The organism is Amycolatopsis sp. NPDC004747 (assembly GCF_053601335.1).
In genome coordinates this window covers 308,250-325,499 of record NZ_JBSGBQ010000001.1, presented here as the reverse complement: position 1 = coordinate 325,499, position 17,250 = coordinate 308,250, and the positions used below count along the sequence as shown (strand labels likewise).

Here is a 17,250-nt window from a genome sequence, read left to right as displayed (position 1 = left end):
ATGCAGTACCTGCTGATGATCTGCGGCGACGAAACCGCCGAAGAACACGCGAACGACGGCTGCGGCGGCTGGAGCGAGGACGTGGAACGCCGCGGCATCGTCCGCGGCGGCGGTGGCCTGCGCCCACCCTCGGAAGCCACCACCATCCGGGTCCGCGACGGCGAAGTGCTGCTCACCGACGGGCCGTTCACCGAAGCCAAGGAGCAGATCGGCGGCTTCGTCATCCTCGACTGCGCCGACCTCGACGAAGCCCTCGAACTCGCCGCCCGCCACCCCGCCGCGACCTACGGCAGCATCGAGGTCCGCCCCATGCTCGGACCGGAGGACTTCGCCTGATGCCCACCGTCGTCGAGCGGCCCGCCCAGCACTACGTCGCCGAACGGGCCACCCTCGCCGTCCCCGACTTCCCCCGGATCGCCGACCGGCTGCCACCGCTGATCGGCACCCTCGCCACCCGGGGCATCGCCCCGGCCGGAGCCCCGTTCTTCCGCTACCGCGTGCTGCATCCGGGCCTGCGGTTCACCGTCGAAGCCGGCGTCCCGATCGAGGGCGGCCACACCCCGGACGAGCCCGCCTTCCTCGGCGAGCTCCCGGCCGGCCGGTACGTCCTCGACACCTACGTCGGCGCTCCGGACGGCCTCGCCGCGGCGACCGAGGCCGTGCTGGCCTGGGGCGACGCCGAGGGCCTGACCTGGGACCGCGCCGCGGGACCGGACGGCGAGGAATGGGGCTGCCGGCTGGAAGTGCTGCGCAGCAACCCCCGAGAGGTGCCCGACCCCGTCCGATGGGTCACCGACCTGCTCTTCCGCCTCAAGGACTAATCGCGCCGGGTGAGCACGGCCGCGACCAGGCAGCCGAAGCCCGCCGTGCTCACCGCCGCGCGCACGAGGTTCCAGCGCACCCACGTCGTCTCGAACGCCGCCCGCGCCGCCGTGTAGTCGTCGCCACCGCGGTCGAGGGTGTTGTTCAGCGGGATGTGCACCGCCCCGGTGAGCAGCACCATCCCCGCCAGCAGCACGAACCCGGCGATCACCCACGGCAGCGACGGCGAACCGAAGTGCAGGAACACCGCCACGCCGGCCAGCAGCGGCGCCCCCAGGAACGTCACCATGAACACCGGGTTGACGATCGCGACGTTGATCCCGCGCATCCCCTCCACGAACGTCTTGTCGTCCCCGCGCGCCAGCCCCGGCAGCACCGAGCAGGCGTAGGCGTAGAACAACCCCGCGATCAGGCCCGCCGCGACCAGCGCGGCCACCAGCACCACCGTCGACATCGGTTTCCCCTTCCCCTTCACCGCGTCCAGACCCCGGTCGCCGCGGCGTCCCGCGCGAAGCCGGCGAAATCCGTCGCCGGACGGCCCAGCACCCGCGCCACGCCGTCGGTCACCGATGCGTTGCGGCCGTCGAGAACGCGGGCGAACAGCTCGGTCAGCGCGCCGGCCTCCTCCTCGGGCATCCCTTGGCCGGCCGCCGCGGCCGCGAACTCCGCGGCCGAAACCGGAACACAACGGACCGCCCGCCCGGACGCGGCGGCGATTTCGGCCGCGGCGTCGGCGAAACCCAGCAACCGCGGCCCGGTCAGCTCGTACAGCTGCCCGGTGTGGCCGGGCTCGGTGAGCACCTTCGCGGCGACGTCGGCGATGTCGCGGACGTCGACGAACGGCTCGGTCACCGTCCCCGCCGGCAGCACGATCTCCCCGGCGCGCACCGCGTCCAGCAGGAAGTGCTCGCTGAAGTTCTGCGCGAACCAGCTGCACCGCAGGACCGTCCAGCCCGTCCCGGCCGTCCGGACGATCTCTTCGCAGGCCTCGGCTTCCGCTTCGCCGCGGCCGGACAGCAGCACCAGGTGCCGCACCCCGAACGCCACCGCGAGTTCGGTGAACGCCCGGATGTCGCCGGCAGCCCGCGGCACCACCAGATCGGGGTAGTAGGTCAGGTAGACCGCCTCGACGCCGGTGAGTGCTTTCGCCCAGGTCCCGCGGTCGGCCCAGTCGAACGGCGGCGCCCCGCGCCGCGACGTGATCCGCACGGGCCGACCGCGCTCACGCAGCCGGTCCGCCACCCGGCGCCCGGTCTTGCCGGTGCCGCCCACCACCAGGAAGTTCGTTGTCATGCCGCTCAGTGAAGCGGCCACCGGTGAGACTCTCCATAGTTCACAGGCTCGATAACATGCGCCAGCGTCTACAGTTGCCGGCATGGACCCGCTTGCCGCGCTCCTCGACGGCCCCCGCGCCCACGGCGCGTTCCTCCTGCGGTCGGTGCTGACCCCGCCGTGGTCGCTGCGCATCGAAGACCGGGCGCCGCTGACCGTCGTGGCGGTGGTGCGCGGCGACGCGTGGATCGTGCCCGACGGCGGGGAAGGCGTCTCGATGGGCGAAGGCGACGTCGCGATCACCCGCGGCCCGGACCCGTACCTGGTCGCCGACCACCCCGCGACCCCGCCGCAGGCCCTCATCCTGCCCGGCCAGGAATGCCGCACCCCCGACGGCGGCCACCTGACCGAGCTCGCCGACGTCGGGGTCCGCACCTGGGGACACGGCACCGACGGCCCGGTCGTGCTGCTCACCGGCACCTACGGCATGGAAGGCGAACTGAGCAAGCGGCTGCTGGCCGCGCTGCCGCCGCTGCTCGTCCTGCGCGCGGCCGACTGGCCCACCCCGCTCGTCGGGCTGCTGGCCACCGAGATCGGCAAGGACGTGCCGGGGCAGGAAGCCGTCCTCGACCGGCTGCTGGACCTGCTGCTGATCGCCGCGCTGCGCGCCTGGTTCGACCGGCCGGACACCAGCGCCCCGGCGTGGTACCGGGCGCACGAGGACCCGGTCGTCGGGCAGGCCCTGCGGCTGCTGCAGCACCAGCCGGCCGAGCCGTGGACGGTGGCCAAGCTCGCCGCCGACGTCGGTGTGTCCCGGGCCGCGCTGGCCCGCCGCTTCGCGGCCGCGGTGGGCGAGACCCCGATGGCCTACCTGACCGGCTGGCGGCTCGCGCTGGCCGCGGACCTGCTGCGCCAGCACCCGGAAACGACGATCGCCTCGATCGCCCGCCAGGTCGGCTACGGCAGCGCGTTCGCCCTCAGCGCGGCCTTCAAGCGCGAATTCGGTGCCGGCCCGCGGGCCTACCGGGCCGGGTAAGCGGTCACTGCTTCAGTTCGTCGCCCAGCCGGTCGAGCCAGTCGCCGGTGCCCTGCTCGCGCCACTCCGGCTTCTCGGCGCCGTCGAGGAAGGTGTCCTGCTCGGTGAGCACCAGCCGGGTGCCGTCACCTTCGGCGAACAGCTCCACAGTGGTGGTCGAGACGGTCGCGAGCGCACCGTCGCCGGTGAGCGTGCCGGAGAAGACGATCCGCTGCTCGGGCACGATGTCGTGGTAGGTCGCGACGAAACTCAACACCCCGCCGGCGGGCGTGCGGCCCTCGACGGCTTCCCGGCCACCGGCGCGGAAGTCCAGTTCGTGCGCGCCCGCGGAAACGAACCAGCGCTTCTTCGCCTCCGGGTCCGCCCAGGCGGAGAACACCCGCTCCGGCGGCACCGGGTAGCTGCGTTCGAGGCTGAACGTGCTGTGCAGGACGGTCATGACGTGCTCCCTTCCGACGTTCCTGGCGGCTCGGCGAGGAAGTCGCCGAGCCGGTCGAGCTTGCTTTCCCACGTGGTGCGCTGCCCGCTCAGCCACTGCTCGGCCGCGCGCAGCATCGCCGGTTCGATCCGGCAGGTGCGGACCCTGCCGACCTTCTCCGACCGCACGATCCCGGCGGTCTCCAGCACCTGCAGGTGCTGCACGACCGCGGCGAGCGACATGGTCAGCGGCTCGGCCAGCTCACTGACCGACGCCGGGCCGCGCACCAGCCGCGCCACCAGTGCCCGCCGGGTCCGATCGCCCAGGGCGCGGAACACCAGGTCCAGCGACTCCTCATGGTTAAGCACCTACTTAAGTTAACGCCGCGCCCGTCAACGGTCAAGTAACTGCTTAAGTTTTTCGGGCAGGTCGGGCGTCTCGCGCAGAGCGGTCAGCACGTCCGCCAGCTCCCGCTCGGCGGCGTCGGCCCGGCCGGCCGCGGTCCGCAGTTCGGCACCGAGGCCGGTCGTGGTTTCGTGCATCGACCGGACGGTCTGCTCGTGCGCCGCCTGCAGCTCGGCCAACCGCTGGTCGAACGCGGCGCGGGCGGCTTCGTGTGCCGCCTGGAGTGCCGCGACCGCCTTGGCGTGGTCGTCGCGCACGGCGTTGAGCGCGGCTTCATGGGCCGCGGTCGCCTCGGCGTGCTCGTCACGTGCCGCATCGAGCCGCGCCTGGACGGCGTCGGCCCGTTCCACGGCGGCCTGAACGCGGCCGCGTTCCTCCCCGAGTGCGGCCTGGGCGGCCGCCAGCTCGGCGGTCAGCGCGGCGATCACCGTCGCACGTTCACCGGCGAGGGCCGCGGCAGCGTCGGCCCGCTCGGCAACCCGGCCGAGCTCGTCACGGACCGCGGCCAGCTGCCCCTCGGCCCGCTGCTGCTCCTGAACGGCCGCCCGCCGGGCCGCCAGCTCCTCATCCCGCTCCGCGAGCGCGGCCGCCTTCGCCTTCTCGGCCGCGGCTGCCGCGGCGACGGCGGTTTCGGCGGTCTCCCGGGCCTGGGCGGCTTCGGCTTCCGCGCGGCCACGCCGCAGACGGTGTTCGTCCGCCTCGGCCACCGCGGCGTCCCGTTCGGCCAGCGCGGTGGCCGTGGTGGCCTCGAGCTGGTGGCGCAGCGTCGTGAGGGTCTCGACGAGCCCGCGCGCCGGCTCGAGCACCCGGTCGACCTGACCGGCGAGGGCGGTGACAGCGGTGTCGTCCAGCTCGGTGTCGCTTTCCCGCAGCGACTCCGCGTCCGAGAGCACGGCCTCGGCGTCCCGGCAGCTGAGGTTGCGACGGCCCCAGATTTTCCCGTCCTGGCAGAACCGCGCCCGGCTCCCGCGTCCCACCGCCGGAGGCAGCGGCGCCCCGCACCTCCGGTACTCGCACACCCGCGCTTGACCAGCGTCTTCCGTCATGGGCCGGACTCTATCAAAGCTTCTAATCAGAACTAGATGCAGCTGTTTCAAAATCAAAAGATTGGTTCCGAAGAACCTGAGTTTGGATAAGGTCACATATCCAAACCCAGAACAGCCGAGGAGACCCCGGGGTGACGGCGGTGGGTGGATGGGCGAGTCTGGAACCGTGAACGACGCCCCGCACCCCCAGGTGAAACCGCTCCGGACCGTCGACGGCGTCTCCTACGGCGTCGCGCTCACCAACCGGCCCTGGGAGCTGCCGGTGGATGCGCTGGTGGTCTCCGTCGGCGGCGGGTTCGGGCAGGTCGCCGCCGCCGTGGAGGAGCAGTTTCCCGACCCGGGCTGGGACTCGATCGACCTGAACCAGGTCAAACCCGGCGAACCGGCGGTGCTCGACCTGAGTTCGCACAGCGGCGGGCATCAGCTCCGGATGGCTGTGCTGGCCACGCCACACGCCTCGGACGAGCGCCAATCGGCCACTCCGCAGGCGATCGCCACCGCGGCGCGGGAAGCGATCTTCGCGGCCGCCGATGCCGGGGCGACTTCGGTCGCGCTGCCGCTGTTCGCCACCGGGCAGCTGGGGATGGAACCGGTCGTGGCCGCCGATGCGTTGATCGGAGGCGCGCTCGGCGCGCACACCGCCGTGCGGAAGGTGGTCTTCTTCTCCCTCCGCGAAGACCACGTGGACACCATCGCGGCACGGTGGACCTCCGCGCACTTCCCCCGAAGGCCCCCGGCGCGCGGGTTCTCGGCCGACCAACTGGCCGGCGGGCTGACCAAGGACCTCGTCGACCCCAACGAATGCATCCCGCTGAGCCGCGACCACCTCGGCGTCAAGCCGTACGTTTCCATGCTGGCCACGGTGATCGCCGCGAAGGACACGCCGCTGCCGCTGTCGATCGGGGTGTTCGGCGAATGGGGCGCCGGGAAGAGCTTCTTCATGGGCATGCTCCGCGGCCAGGTCAAAGAGCTCGAGGGCGCGCCCGGCCAGTGCCGGAAGATCGCGCAGGTCGGGTTCAACGCCTGGCACTACGCGGACGCGAACCTGTGGGCCAGCCTCGGCGACGAGATCTTCCGCCAGCTCGCCGAACCGGTCCGGCAGCCGGGCGAGCCGCACGCCGAGCACCGCGCCCGGCTCCGCGAAGGTGCCCGGCTGCGTGACCGCCTCGCCGGTGAACTCGAGCAGCGCAAACAGCTGACCGCGGTGACCGAGCGCGCCCAGGCCGAGGCCGCGGCGCTCAAGCTCAAGATCGGCGAAGCGCGCGGCAACCGCCGGACGCGGGCCCTCGACCTGGTCCGGGCCCTGCGGAAGTCGCCCGTGCTGCGGGAGCAGTACGCCGAGGTGTGGCGGAAACTGGGCGTCGGCGATCCGGCCGAACAAGGCAGGCTGCTGGCCGGCGAACTCCGGGAGACCCGGGAGGAAACCGGCGAACTGCGCCGGATCAGCCGCTACCGCCACGGCCGGACGGCGCTGGTCGTCGCGGCCGTCGTCCTGCTCGCCGGGGTGGGCCTCACGGCGTTCGTCCCGGACGTCCGCAGCTGGCTGATCGGCGTCGGTGCCGTGTTCGGTGCCTTCACCGCCGCCGGGCTCACCCTGGTGCGGGCCGCCCGCGGCGGGCTGCGGCGGCTGCGGGACCTCGCGGAAGACCTGCAGAACGGCCTCGACGAGGCCGCACAGCGCGAAGTCGCCGCCCTGCGCCAGGCCGACGCCGAACAGCAGATCGCGGAACGGCAGCTGGAAGAGGTCGTCGCCCGGATCGGCGAGCTGGGCCGTCAGCTGACCGAGCTGACACCGGGCCGGCGGCTCTACGCCTTCCTCGCCGAGCGCTCCCGCACCGACGACTACCACGGCAACCTGGGGCTCATCTCCACCATCCGCAAGGACTTCGAGAAACTCGTCGCGCTGATGACCGACGGCGAAGACGACGGAACCCGGCCGCTGGACCGGATCGTGCTCTACATCGACGACCTCGACCGCTGCAGCCCCCGCCAGGTCGTCGACGTGCTCCAGGCGGTGCACCTGCTGCTCGCCTTCGACCTGTTCGTGGTGGTCGTCGGGGTGGACCCGCGGTGGCTGCTGCGGTCGCTGAGCGCCCACTACGACCGGCTGATCGAAGCCGACCCCGTCGTGCGCGCCGACGGGTGGCACGTGACGCCCGAGGACTACCTGGAGAAGATCCTCAACATCCCGCTCGTCCTGCCCCGGATGCCCGACGGCAGCCTCCGGCGGCTGCTGGACGGGATGGCCGAACCGCCGGCCGCAACGGCGACGGCGCCGGCCGAACCGGAACCGCCCGAGCTGGAACCAGCCGCCTCCTCCCTGTGGGACCGCCCCGTCACCGACCTGCCGGTGGAGCCCGGCTCGCAGGTGGCCGCGCAGCTGGACCCGGCCGAGCCGCCCGCGAAACCCCGTCCGCTGACCGAACCGGAGATCGCCCTCCTCGCGCGCCTGGACCGGCTGGTCGACACGCCCCGGGACGCCAAGCGCCTGATCAACCTCTACCGCATGCTGCGGGCGACGCGGGACCTGTCCACGGCGTCCGCCTTCCTCGACGGCGAGTTCGAGGCCGTGGTCGTGCTGCTCGGGACGTGCACCGCGCACGGGCGCCTGCTCGGCCGGTTCGCCGACGCGCTGCTGCACCGGGCGCCGCAGACCTCGTGGGCCGATTTCGTGGCCGGCCTGCAGCCGGTGGAGAACGGCGGCCAGTGGCGCAGCGAAGCCATCGGTGCGATCGCCGACGGCGAGGTCGCGCACTGGGCGCACCTGCACCGCAGCCTGGCCGACCTCGCGCCGTCGATCACGCTGCCCGACGTCAGCCTGTTCCAGGCCTGGGTGCCCCGCGTCCGCCGGTTCTCCTACGTCCTCTCCCCCGGCACGCGCTGACCACACGCGGCCAGCTTGCTCCGCAGCAGGTCGCGTTCCACGGCGTTGCGCGTGAGATCGATGGCCGCGGTGTAGGCCGCGACCGCGTCTTCCGGACGGCCCGCCCGGTCCAGCAGGTCGGCCCGGATCGCGTGGAACAGCGGGAAACGCGGCAGGTCGAGCTCTTCGACCAGCGCCAGCGCCACGCCGGGGCCGTCGACCTCGGCGACCGCCACCGCCCGGTTCAGCGCCACCACCGGCGTCGGCGAGTGTGCCAGCAGCTGGTCGTACAGCGCCTTGACCTGCCCCCAGTCCGTCGGCGCGTCGCTGTGGACGGCCTGGATCGCCGCCTGGATCTGGTACGGGCCCGGCTGGTTGCGGCGCAGGCAGCGGCGGACGATCTCCTGTCCCTCGGCGATCAGGTCCGCGTCCCAGCGCGACCGGTCCTGATCGGCCAGCAGCACGATCTCGCCGTCCGCGGTCGTGCGCGTCTCGCGGCGGGCGTCGATCAGCAGGATCAGCGCCAGCAGTCCCCAGACCTCGGGCTCGTCGGGCATCAGCCCGGTCAGGACGCGGGTCAGCCGGATCGCCTCGCGGCACAGCTCGGCGCGGACCAGCTCCTCCCCGGCGCTGGCCGCGTAACCCTCGTTGAAGATCAGGTACAGCACGGCGAGCACCGCGACCAGCCGGGCCGGCAGGTCGGCGTCACGCGGGACGCGGTACGGGATGCCCGCGTCGCGGATCTTGTTCTTGGCCCGCACGATCCGCTGGGCCATGGTCGGCTCGGCGACCAGGAACGCGGCCGCGATCTGCGCGGTGGTCAGGCCGCCTAGCAGCCGCAGCGTCAACGCGACCTGCGCGGACCGGGCCAGCGCCGGGTGGCAGCAGGTGAAGATCAGCCGGAGCCGTTCGTCGGGCACGGCACCCTCCTCCACGACCTCGGTTTCCGCGCGCAGCAACGCGGCTTGGGCGTGCTTGCCCGCCCGGGCGGCCTCCCGGCGCAGCCGGTCGATCGCCCGGTTGCGGGCGGTGGTGATGATCCAGCCCGCCGGGCTCGGCGGGAGCCCGGCGGCCGGCCACCGCCGCACGGCCTCGGCGAAGGCGTCCTGCACGGCCTCCTCGGCGACGTCGATGTCCCCGAACACGCGCACCAGGACCGACACCGCCCGGCCGTACTCCGCGGCGAACACCTCTTCGACGGTCATTCGCGGAACGGCCGGACCTCGACCGGCAGCGGGGCGACGGCGTCGGCCAGCCGGCCACCCCAGGTGAGCGCGGCGTCGAGGTCGGGCGCGGTGATGATGGTGAACCCGCCGAGGTGTTCCTTGCCTTCGCTGTAGGGGCCGTCGGTGACCAGGGTGTCGCCGTCGCCGGCCCGCAGCACGGTGGCGGTCGAGGGCGGGTGCAGCCCACCGGCGAACACCCAGGCACCGGCGGCCTGGAGATCGGCGTTGAGCGTGTCGAGCTTGCGCACGATGCCGTCCAGGACCTCCGGCGGCGGGGTCGGGCCGTCGGGCTGGTACACGCTGAGCAGGTACTGCTTCACTTCGTCCTCCTCGGGATCGGTGCTCCTCACCGCTGACACGAACGGGACACGGCCGGATCGACACCTCACCGGCCCGCATTCTCCGCCCGGTCCGGGAGATCGACATCCCGTAACCTCGGCGCGTGCCCGACCTGGAACCGGTGACCGACGCCGCGCTCAGCGCCCACGAGCGGCTCGCTCTGCTGGACGAAGCCGCCGCCCGGCACGTCGACGAGCAGCGGCCGCCCAACACGCTCAAGGCCTACGCCCAGGACTGGCAGGTCTGGCAGGACTACACCGCCGAAGCCGGGATCCCGCCGCTGTCGGCGACGATCGGCGCGCTGACCGGGTTCGTCGTGTGGCTGGAACGCGGCCGCACCCTGCGCCCGGACGAGCGGGCCGTGCCCGAAGTCCCCGAACGCGCCGCCCCGGCGGCGCCCTCGACGATCGAGCGCCGGCTCACCGGCGCGCTCGCGGGGCTGCGCCACCACAAGGTCCTCGTCGATCCCGAAGCCAGCCGCGCTGCCTGGCGGGCGTTGAAGGGGTACCGGCAGCGGCTGGCGCGGGAGGGGATCCAGCGCGGCCGCGGCAAGGCCACCATGGTCACCCTCGCCGACCTGCGGGCGATGTCGCGCGCGTGTCCGGACACGCTGGCCGGCGCCCGGGACCGGGCGATGCTGCTGATCGGCTTCCCGATCGCCGCGCGCTGCTCCGACCTGGCGAACCTGCTGGTCACCGACGTGCAGCCGGTGGACGACCGGGGGCTGGCGGTGACCGTCCGGCACGGCAAGAGCACCGGTGACATGGTCGTCCCGCGGCGCGAGAGCGCCGACACCGATCCGGTGCGGGCCTGGCACGCGTGGCGGTCCGGCGCGGGGATCACCGAAGGGCCGGCGTTCCGCCGCGTCGATCGGCACGGCAACGTCGGCGAGCCGGCGTTGAGCACGACCGGCGTCAACCAGATCCTCACCCGGGCCGGTGTCCGCGCGGGCCTGCCGTACCCGGTGACCGGCCACTCGCTGCGGTCCGGGTTCGCCACCGAGGCGCGCCGGGCCGGGGCCGACGACCTCGCGATCGCCGATCAGGGCCGCTGGGTGCGCGGCAGCCGGGCGCTGTACGAGTACATCCGCCGCGTCGACCAGTGGAACGACAACGCGGCGGGCGTGCTCGATCTCTGAGCCGGGTCAGGGTGTCGAGCGGGTGGCGCCGACTATTTCGCCGTCCCAGCGGGCGAGCCAGCTGCCGCAGACGCAGCGCACGTAGTCGAGGCGGCGGGTGACGGGCTGCGCCGCGGCCGCCGGGAGTTCGGCGAGCGGCCAGCCGCAGCGGGGGCAACGGTTCCGGTCCATGCCCCGATCGTGCTGTAATGACTCAGTGCACTTCAACCCTTACGGCGGCCCGGCCGCGCTGGTGGCCGCCGATCTGGTCAACGCCGGGTCCGCGAGCGAGCTGCTCGACGGGATGGTCCGCAACGGCATGGCCATCCAGGCCCTGACCGACGCCGAAGAGGCACTGATCGGCGCGTGGGCCGGCCGGCTGCGCCCGGTGTTCGCCGCCGGCGCCGCCGAACGGCCCGACCTGGTCAACGAGCTGCTGGCCGAAGCGGCGTGCCGCCCGCACATCACCACCCACGACGGCAAGCCACCGCACCTGCACTACTCGGCCGAGGACGCGGGCCCGGTCGGCCGGGTCCGCGCGTACACCGCGGGCGGCCTGGCGCACCTGGTGTGCGAGGCCCCGGACCGCTTGGGCATCTGCAGCCGCGAAGGCTGCGAAACGGCGTACGTCGACACTTCGCGCAACGGCCGCCGGCGGTTCTGCTCGACGCGGTGCGCGACGCGGGTGCACGTCGCCGAGCACCGGGCCCGGCAGGTCGGCGTCTAGGACAGCGAATGGACCGCCGCCGCGCGCGGGTCCTCCGACAGTCCCAGGAGCAGCGTCCGGTCCGGGAGCGTGGCCGCGCCCAGGACGTCCCCCCAGAAGCTGGGCCGGAACGGCCGTTCGGAGCCGTCCCGGAGATCCCACACCGTCGTTTCCCCGGGGGCCCAGCCGCACGCGACCGCGACCGGGGTGCCGTCCGGCAGGTGCGTGCACACCAGGGCCGCCTTGGCTTCGACCAGGCCGGTGATGGTGCGGAGCAGCGTCTGGCGGCGCAGGTCCCAGACGCGGATCGTCTTGTCCTGGCTCGCGGACACGACGACCGGGGTCCCGTCGGGGAGGACCGTGGTGTCGATCGCGGTGACCGTCTGCGTGTGGCCGCTGAGCCGGAACCGCAGCTTCCCGTTCGCGAGGTTCACCACCCGGAGGTGGTTGTCTCCCCAGTCGGCGACCACGGCGACCGGCGTGCCGTCGGGGAGGACCGCCGGGACCAGCCGGTCGAACGCGGCGACTTCGCGCAGGTCGTGGCGCTTCTTGCGGTCGCGCAGGTCCCATGTCTGGATCGTGGAGTGGCCGTTGTGGACGACCGCGGCCGGAGTGCCGTCCGGCAGCGAGAGGCACCGCACCGTCGCGGGCTCCTTGGCCAGTCCCGGCAGGGTGCCGCGCGAAGAGCCGTCGCGGAGGTCCCACACCCGGGCGGTCCGGTCCGGGCTGACCGTCACCGCGACCGGGACGCCGTCCGGCAGGACCATGGCCGCGACTCCGGTCACGTCGTGGGTGTGGCCGCTGAGCGTGTGCCGCCACGAGTCGCCGGTCAGGTCCCACACCCTCGCGGTGTTGTCGCGGCCGCCGGTGATCGCCAGCGGGGTGCCGTCGGGCAGGACCAGGGCCGTGACCGACAAGAGGTCGCCCTTGTGCTCGCCCAGCGCCCGTTCCCGCGGCCGCCACTCGGCCGGGTCCACGTCGACCCACTGCGGTTCGGCGGGCAGCGGCGGGAACCGGATGTCGGCATTGGCCGCGCCTTCCGCGGCGATGGCCGCAGTGGTGGTGCGCTTGGCCCACAGCAGGATCCCGACCAACGTGATCGCCGACACCGATCCGACCACGATGGCGAGCGCGGTCAGCCCCGCTATCCCGAAGACGATCACCATGCCGGTCAGGACGAACCAGGCGAAGGCCGCGATCTTGGCCGTGGTCATCGCAGTCTCGAACGACGGCGGCTTCCGCGCGGGCAGGTCGACCGGCGGCGCGGGCGGCAACGCGGTCGGCGGAGCCGGTTCCGGGGCCGGCTTCGGCAGGTCCGCCACGAGCCTCGTCAGCTCGTCGCGCAACCGTGCCGCGTACACCGCGCGCACCCGCTCGTCGAACTCCGGCAGGTCGAGCACGCCCGCCTCGACGGCGTCGTGCAGTTGCGCCACCACGGCTTCCCGGTCGGCGTGGGAGGCCCGCGGCGACCGGGCCGGGGCCGCACCGGCGGGCAGGTCGGCCACCAGCGCGGCCAGCTGGGCGTCGGTGGTCGCCCGCCGGACCGCGGCCACCCGGTCGTGCTGCTCGGCCGGGTCCAGTAGCCCGCCGGCGACCGCGGCCTCGATCCGCGCGACGGCCTGATCGCGTTCGGTGTCGCTCGCCTTGGCGTCGAGGTTGCCGACGACGGCGTCGACGTCGGCGTAGGTGACCGCCCGGTTCAGCAGGGTCTCGGCGTCGGCGTAGGCGCGGGCTTCGAGGCGCCCGTCGGTCAGGGCGCCGGCCAGCCGGACCAGGGCCTGTTCCCGGTCGGCGGTGGAAATCCGCAGGTTGGGGCCGGTGCGGCGGGAACCGCCGGGTAGATCGGCGACCGCCGGGGTCAGGTCCTTCCGGACCTTGGCGGCCTGGACGAGCACCAGCCGCCGTTCGTACTCGGCCAGATCGAGCCGGCCTTCGCGCAACGCCGTATCCAGTGTGCGGGTGGCCGCCGCGCGGGCGTCGTTACCGATCCGGACTTCCCCAGCCATCGCGGGAGCATAGCGACACGGCCAAGTCCTACGGCTTCCTCGCCCGCCAAGCGAGCACCGTCGGGGTGGGCGCGCCCCCTTCGGCGAACCGCTCGAACACCAGCCCCGCCTCGAGCACCGCGCCCAGCAGCGCGGGCAGCGGCCGGTGCGTTGCGCCGACCTTGTCGCGCAGGCCCTGGTCGGTCCACGACTCCGTGGTCCAGCCGGGCTCCCGGTAGCCGGGCCGGATGACGACGGCGCGGCCGTCGGTGCGGTCGGCGAACCCGCCGCAGAAACACGGGTGCACGCCGACGTGCACGAACACGCCACCGGGCGCCAGCACGCGGGCCGCTTCACGCAGCACGGCCGGGTACGCGGGCATGTCGGTGTGCACCATGATCGCGACGACGGCGGGCAGCGCGCCGGTGGCGATCGGCAACGCGGTGGCGTCACCGCGCGCCACCGGCAAGCGCGCCGCCGCGTGCCGCAGCATGCCCGCGGAGACGTCAACGCCGAGCGGGGTGCGGCCGAGCTGCCGGATCCGCCCGGCGTGGGCGCCGGTGCCGCAGCCGAGTTCGAGGCACGGCCCCGTGCCCGGCCCCAGCAGGTCGCGCAGCACCGGCCCGAACTCCAGTGGATCCGCACGCCAGCTGGGGACGAGCGTGGTTTCGTACCAGTCGGCGATGGCGTCGTAGGAGCTCACCTCTCCCGTGTTACCGGTCCAGGGCGCGGCGAGCCACGGATTCCGCGCCGGGCGGAACCCGGCGCCGGTCACCCGTGGCGGGCCGGCCGGTAGGTCAGCACCTGCGTGTGACCGTCGAAGGTGCGGGCCTCGAGCAGTTCGAGGTCGAAGTCGGCCACGCCGTCGAAAACCCGGTCGACGCCGGTTTTGCCGGAGAGCACCGGGAAGACCGTCACCTCGACGACGTCGACCAGGCCGGCGTCGAGCAGCGCGCGGTTGAGGGTCAGGCTTCCGTGCGAGCGCAGCGGCACGTCGGAGCCGGCCTTGAGCCGCCGGACCACCTCGACCGGGTCGCCGGCCTCGATGGTCGTGCCCGGCCAGCCGAGCGGGTCGGTCAGCCCGGTGGAGAGCACGGTGACCGGGGACTCGAACATGCGCGTGATCCACCCGTCGAACCGGCGGCGATCGAGGCCCGCACGCAGGAACGGCGCGTTCGAGGCGTAGGTCCTGGCCCCGAGCACCATGCGCAGGGGATCGCGGTAGGCGGCGGCGCGGTGGGCCAGGAACTCCGGGCCCTGCTTGCCCCAGTAGCCGCCCCAGTCGCCGTCGTGGTTGGCGAAACCGTCGAGCGTGGAGAAGACGTCGAAGGTGTAGGTGGCGGTCATGGTGCACTCCTCACGGTGGATCGGTCGCGCCCGGTGGCGCCTCACCCGTGCCACGAACACCGCGTCCCCGATCCGACAGGCCCTCGGAGTTTTCTTCCGCGGCGTGCCTACACTGGACACATGAGCAAGCGCTTAGTGACCCTGGGGGACTCGTTCACCGAAGGGGTCGGCGACGACGATCCCGCCGCCCCGAACGGCGTGCGCGGCTGGGCCGATCGCGTTGCCGAACAGCTCGCCGCCCGCGAGCCGGGCTTCCGGTACGCCAACCTCGCCATCCGGGGCAAGCTGCTGCCCCAGGTGCTCGCCGAACAGCTCGAGCCGGCGCTGGCCATGGAGCCCGACCTCGTCAGCCTCTACGCCGGCGGCAACGACCTGATGCGGCCCAAGGTCGACATCGACGCGATGCTCGCCGACTACGAAACGGCCGTCGCCCGGATCCGGGCGACCGGGGCCCGCCTCATCCTGTTCACCGGGGTCGACGGGGTCGAGGACCCGCTGTTCCGCGCGATCCGCGGCCGGGTGGCCATCTACAACGAGCTCGTGCGCGGCATCGCGGCCCGCCACGACGCGCTGCTGGTGGACCTGTGGTCGATGCGGCAGCTGTGCGACCGCCGGTTCTGGGCGCCGGACCGCCTGCACCTCAACGCATTCGGGCACACCGAGGTCGCCATCGAGGTGCTGCGGGTGCTCGGTGTGGAGCACCCGCTTGTCACCCCGGAACTGGCGCCGCGTGCGGTGCTGAGCCCGGCCGCGCGGCGGAGCCAGAACCTGCAGTGGGCGCGGGAGCACGCGCTGCCGTGGGTGCGGCGGCGGGTGAAGGGCGAGTCGTCCGGGGACACCATGGCCGCGAAGCGCCCGGTGCTCGCCCCGGTGGACTCAGCGCCGGTCCCCCGCTGACGGGCGCAGGCCGTCGAAGAGGATCGCCACGGCCCGGTCGCGCAGGTGCGCGTCCGGGCCGGCGTATTCGGCGGCCCGCGCGACGCCGATGATCACCGGGATCAGCTCGCCGACGACGAGGTCGTCGCGGACCGCGCCCGCCCGCTGTGCGCGCGAAAGCAGCACCCCGAGGGCCGACAGCAGCCGCGCGCCGGTGTCGGACTTCGCCACCGGCACCGTGACCCCGGCCGCGGTGAGCGCCTCGAAGTAGGCGTTCTTCGCGCTCGACATCTCGACCCAGCTGGTGAGGAAGGTGAAGAACGCGTGGCCCGGGTCGGCGGGCTCCGCGGCCACCGCCGTCTCGGCCTCGTCGACGAACCGGCTCAGCCGCGCGTAGAGCACCGCTTCGAGCAGGGCCTCCTTGGTCGGGAAGTGCCGGAACACCGTGCCGATGCCGACCCCGGCGACGCGGGCGACCTCCTCGGTGGGCGCCCCGGTGCCCTTGGCGGCGAACACGCTCTCGGCCGCCTCCAGCACGCGCGCCCGGTTGCGCCGGGCGTCGGCGCGCAGCGGTTTCGGCTCGGCTTGGTCAGCGGCGGGGGTCACCACCCGATCGTAACGGGGCGGGATCGGGCAACGAGTCCAGCAGCCGCGCCAGCGCCCGCGGCACGTGGGTGCGCCAGCCACCTCCCATGATCCGGCGGGAGACGCGCTGGAATTCGTCGTCCGGGTCGAACCCTTCGTGGCTGAGGAAAAGCCGGGTGCCGGTGCCTTCGGGTTCGAGCCGCCAGGTCACCGTCCACTGCGGACCCCAGCGGATGCTGAGCTTGCGCTCGGGCTCGACCTCCAGTACCTCGCACGCCACCGGGCCGCCGGCGAACCCGGCCGCGGGCACCGGCTCGGCCAGCAGCTCGAAGCGGTGCCCCACCACGGGTTTGATGTCGTTGGGCATGCCGAGCCAGCGTTCGAGCAGCTCCGGTTCGGTCAGCGCGCGCCACACCTTGCGGGCCGGGTGGGCGAGGAACTGGTCGACGTGGACCGCCTTCGGGTCGTCTTCGGTCACTGGTCTTCCTCTTCGTCCAGCAGGTCGCGCAGGGTGGCGAGCTTGGTGCGCCAGAAGCGCTCGTACGGGGTCAGCCAGTCCGCGACTTCCGCCAGCGGCGCCGCGTCGAGGCGGTAGACGCGGTTGCGGCCCTGGCGCTGCTCGGTGACCAGGCCCGCCTCGCGCAGCACCCGCAGGTGTTCCGAAAGGCTGGGCCGGGCCATCTCGAACCGCTGCGCGATCGAGCCGGCGGCCATCGGGCCGTCGAGCAGCAACCGCAGCACTTCGCGCCGCGCCGGGCTGGCGAGCGCGGCGAAGACGTCGTCGTTGACCGGCATCAGCGCGGCACGGCGCCGAAGTCCGACGGCTCGAGCAGGCCGACGGTGTGGCCGTCGACGTCCTGGAACGACGTCGCCCGGCCCCACGGCTGCGGCTGCGGATCGGCGACCTCGACCCCGGCCGCCCGCAGCGCGGCGACATCGGCGTCGACGTCGGTGGTCTGCAGCTGGAAGTGCCGCGGCCCCGGCTCGATCCCGGTGACCTGCTGGTCGGTGAGCACGACGCCGGTCTGCGCACCCTTCGGCGCGACCATCACGAACCGTCCGCCCTGGGGCGTGCGGCGGTCGACGAGCGCTTCGAAACCGAGTTTGCCGACGTAGAAGTCCCGCGCGCGGGCGTGGTCGGCGACCGGCAGGGTCAGGAACTGCACGTGGGTGATGGTCATGCGGCCGACAATACGTAGGAGATATC

General features: G+C 73.3%; 22 protein-coding genes. 7 read left to right on the top strand and 15 right to left on the bottom strand.

What is annotated here, in order from left to right:
* Both ACWEGE_RS01360 and ACWEGE_RS01355 read left to right on the top strand, forming a co-directional pair.
* On the top strand, positions 1-336 hold the full coding sequence (locus ACWEGE_RS01360) for a YciI family protein (protein ID WP_449658466.1): 336 nt from the start codon (positions 1-3) through the stop codon (positions 334-336).
* Entirely contained in the window at positions 336-821 is a 486-nt protein-coding gene (locus tag ACWEGE_RS01355; RefSeq protein WP_449658465.1) for an AraC family transcriptional regulator, read from the top strand. Before ACWEGE_RS01360 ends, ACWEGE_RS01355 begins: the two co-directional genes overlap by 1 nt.
* On the opposite strand, the gene ACWEGE_RS01350 is transcribed toward ACWEGE_RS01355, so the two are convergent.
* Entirely contained in the window at positions 818-1,276 is a 459-nt protein-coding gene (locus ACWEGE_RS01350; RefSeq protein ID WP_449658464.1) for an anthrone oxygenase family protein, read from the bottom strand. The genes ACWEGE_RS01355 and ACWEGE_RS01350 overlap by 4 nt on opposite strands.
* 17 nt (positions 1,277-1,293) lie before the next feature.
* Positions 1,294-2,115 carry an NmrA family transcriptional regulator gene (locus ACWEGE_RS01345; protein WP_449658463.1) on the bottom strand — a complete coding sequence of 274 codons (822 nt, stop codon included), beginning with the start codon at positions 2,113-2,115 and terminating at the stop codon, positions 1,294-1,296.
* Positions 2,116-2,197: 82 nt separating this feature from the next.
* Between ACWEGE_RS01345 and ACWEGE_RS01340 the strand changes: the two genes are divergently transcribed.
* Positions 2,198-3,130 (top strand): AraC family transcriptional regulator, encoded by a 933-nt coding sequence (locus tag ACWEGE_RS01340; protein ID WP_449658462.1) that lies wholly within the window; start codon positions 2,198-2,200, stop codon positions 3,128-3,130.
* Between the two features lie 4 nt (positions 3,131-3,134).
* Here the strand turns inward: ACWEGE_RS01340 and ACWEGE_RS01335 are convergent, their stop codons facing one another.
* Genes ACWEGE_RS01335 through ACWEGE_RS01325 form a run of 3 tightly spaced genes read right to left on the bottom strand, consistent with a single transcriptional unit; the run spans position 3,135 to position 4,999 of the window.
* Entirely contained in the window at positions 3,135-3,569 is a 435-nt protein-coding gene (locus ACWEGE_RS01335) for an SRPBCC family protein (protein WP_449658461.1), read from the bottom strand.
* On the bottom strand, positions 3,566-3,916 hold the full coding sequence (locus ACWEGE_RS01330) for an ArsR/SmtB family transcription factor (RefSeq protein WP_449658460.1): 351 nt from the start codon (positions 3,914-3,916) through the stop codon (positions 3,566-3,568). The genes ACWEGE_RS01335 and ACWEGE_RS01330 overlap by 4 nt, the downstream gene beginning before the upstream one ends.
* Before the next feature lie 24 nt (positions 3,917-3,940).
* The gene (locus ACWEGE_RS01325; protein ID WP_449658459.1) at positions 3,941-4,999 is read right to left on the bottom strand and encodes a hypothetical protein; all 1,059 of its coding nucleotides are present in this window, start codon (positions 4,997-4,999) and stop codon (positions 3,941-3,943) included.
* A gap of 166 nt (positions 5,000-5,165) precedes the next feature.
* Between ACWEGE_RS01325 and ACWEGE_RS01320 the strand changes: the two genes are divergently transcribed.
* Complete coding sequence (locus ACWEGE_RS01320; protein ID WP_449658458.1) at positions 5,166-7,883, top strand: P-loop NTPase fold protein; 2,718 nt, start codon at positions 5,166-5,168, stop codon at positions 7,881-7,883.
* Here the strand turns inward: ACWEGE_RS01320 and ACWEGE_RS01315 are convergent.
* The gene (locus ACWEGE_RS01315; protein WP_449658457.1) at positions 7,856-9,067 is read right to left on the bottom strand and encodes an RNA polymerase sigma factor; all 1,212 of its coding nucleotides are present in this window, start codon (positions 9,065-9,067) and stop codon (positions 7,856-7,858) included. The genes ACWEGE_RS01320 and ACWEGE_RS01315 overlap by 28 nt on opposite strands.
* Positions 9,064-9,408, bottom strand: coding sequence for a YciI family protein (locus tag ACWEGE_RS01310; protein WP_449658456.1), 345 nt, complete (start codon positions 9,406-9,408; stop codon positions 9,064-9,066). Before ACWEGE_RS01310 ends, ACWEGE_RS01315 begins: the two co-directional genes overlap by 4 nt.
* Positions 9,409-9,530: 122 nt before the next feature.
* Between ACWEGE_RS01310 and ACWEGE_RS01305 the strand changes: the two genes are divergently transcribed.
* The gene (locus ACWEGE_RS01305) at positions 9,531-10,565 is read left to right on the top strand and encodes a site-specific integrase (protein WP_449658455.1); all 1,035 of its coding nucleotides are present in this window, start codon (positions 9,531-9,533) and stop codon (positions 10,563-10,565) included.
* A gap of 6 nt (positions 10,566-10,571) precedes the next feature.
* On the opposite strand, the gene ACWEGE_RS01300 is transcribed toward ACWEGE_RS01305, so the two are convergent.
* Positions 10,572-10,736, bottom strand: a complete 165-nt coding sequence (locus ACWEGE_RS01300) for a hypothetical protein (RefSeq protein ID WP_449658454.1) — start codon at positions 10,734-10,736, stop codon at positions 10,572-10,574.
* A gap of 25 nt (positions 10,737-10,761) precedes the next feature.
* Between ACWEGE_RS01300 and ACWEGE_RS01295 the strand changes: the two genes are divergently transcribed.
* The gene (locus ACWEGE_RS01295) at positions 10,762-11,271 is read left to right on the top strand and encodes a CGNR zinc finger domain-containing protein (protein ID WP_449658453.1); all 510 of its coding nucleotides are present in this window, start codon (positions 10,762-10,764) and stop codon (positions 11,269-11,271) included.
* On the opposite strand, the gene ACWEGE_RS01290 is transcribed toward ACWEGE_RS01295, so the two are convergent.
* From ACWEGE_RS01290 to ACWEGE_RS01280, 3 genes are all read right to left on the bottom strand, one after another.
* Positions 11,268-13,256 (bottom strand): DUF1707 domain-containing protein, encoded by a 1,989-nt coding sequence (locus ACWEGE_RS01290; RefSeq protein ID WP_449658452.1) that lies wholly within the window; start codon positions 13,254-13,256, stop codon positions 11,268-11,270. The genes ACWEGE_RS01295 and ACWEGE_RS01290 overlap by 4 nt on opposite strands.
* A 28-nt stretch (positions 13,257-13,284) precedes the next feature.
* A complete protein-coding gene (locus ACWEGE_RS01285) occupies positions 13,285-13,938 on the bottom strand; it encodes a class I SAM-dependent DNA methyltransferase (protein WP_449658451.1) in 654 nt (217 codons plus the stop codon).
* Between the two features lie 68 nt (positions 13,939-14,006).
* Complete coding sequence (locus ACWEGE_RS01280; RefSeq protein ID WP_449658450.1) at positions 14,007-14,582, bottom strand: dihydrofolate reductase family protein; 576 nt, start codon at positions 14,580-14,582, stop codon at positions 14,007-14,009.
* 120 nt (positions 14,583-14,702) lie between these two features.
* On the opposite strand from ACWEGE_RS01280, the gene ACWEGE_RS01275 reads away from it, so the two are divergent.
* Positions 14,703-15,479: an SGNH/GDSL hydrolase family protein gene (locus ACWEGE_RS01275; protein WP_449658449.1), complete on the top strand. Its 777-nt coding sequence runs from the start codon at positions 14,703-14,705 to the stop codon at positions 15,477-15,479.
* Here ACWEGE_RS01275 and ACWEGE_RS01270 read toward each other — a convergent pair.
* From ACWEGE_RS01270 to ACWEGE_RS01255, 4 genes are read right to left on the bottom strand one after another with little or no spacing between them, the layout of a single operon-like run.
* Positions 15,459-16,064 carry a TetR/AcrR family transcriptional regulator gene (locus ACWEGE_RS01270; protein WP_449658448.1) on the bottom strand — a complete coding sequence of 202 codons (606 nt, stop codon included), beginning with the start codon at positions 16,062-16,064 and terminating at the stop codon, positions 15,459-15,461. The genes ACWEGE_RS01275 and ACWEGE_RS01270 overlap by 21 nt on opposite strands.
* Positions 16,048-16,521, bottom strand: coding sequence for an SRPBCC family protein (locus tag ACWEGE_RS01265; RefSeq protein WP_449658447.1), 474 nt, complete (start codon positions 16,519-16,521; stop codon positions 16,048-16,050). The genes ACWEGE_RS01270 and ACWEGE_RS01265 overlap by 17 nt, the downstream gene beginning before the upstream one ends.
* Positions 16,518-16,838 carry an ArsR/SmtB family transcription factor gene (locus tag ACWEGE_RS01260; protein WP_449658446.1) on the bottom strand — a complete coding sequence of 107 codons (321 nt, stop codon included), beginning with the start codon at positions 16,836-16,838 and terminating at the stop codon, positions 16,518-16,520. The genes ACWEGE_RS01265 and ACWEGE_RS01260 overlap by 4 nt, the downstream gene beginning before the upstream one ends.
* Positions 16,838-17,224 (bottom strand): VOC family protein, encoded by a 387-nt coding sequence (locus ACWEGE_RS01255; protein ID WP_449658445.1) that lies wholly within the window; start codon positions 17,222-17,224, stop codon positions 16,838-16,840. Before ACWEGE_RS01255 ends, ACWEGE_RS01260 begins: the two co-directional genes overlap by 1 nt.
* Positions 17,225-17,250: the final 26 nt, after the last annotated feature.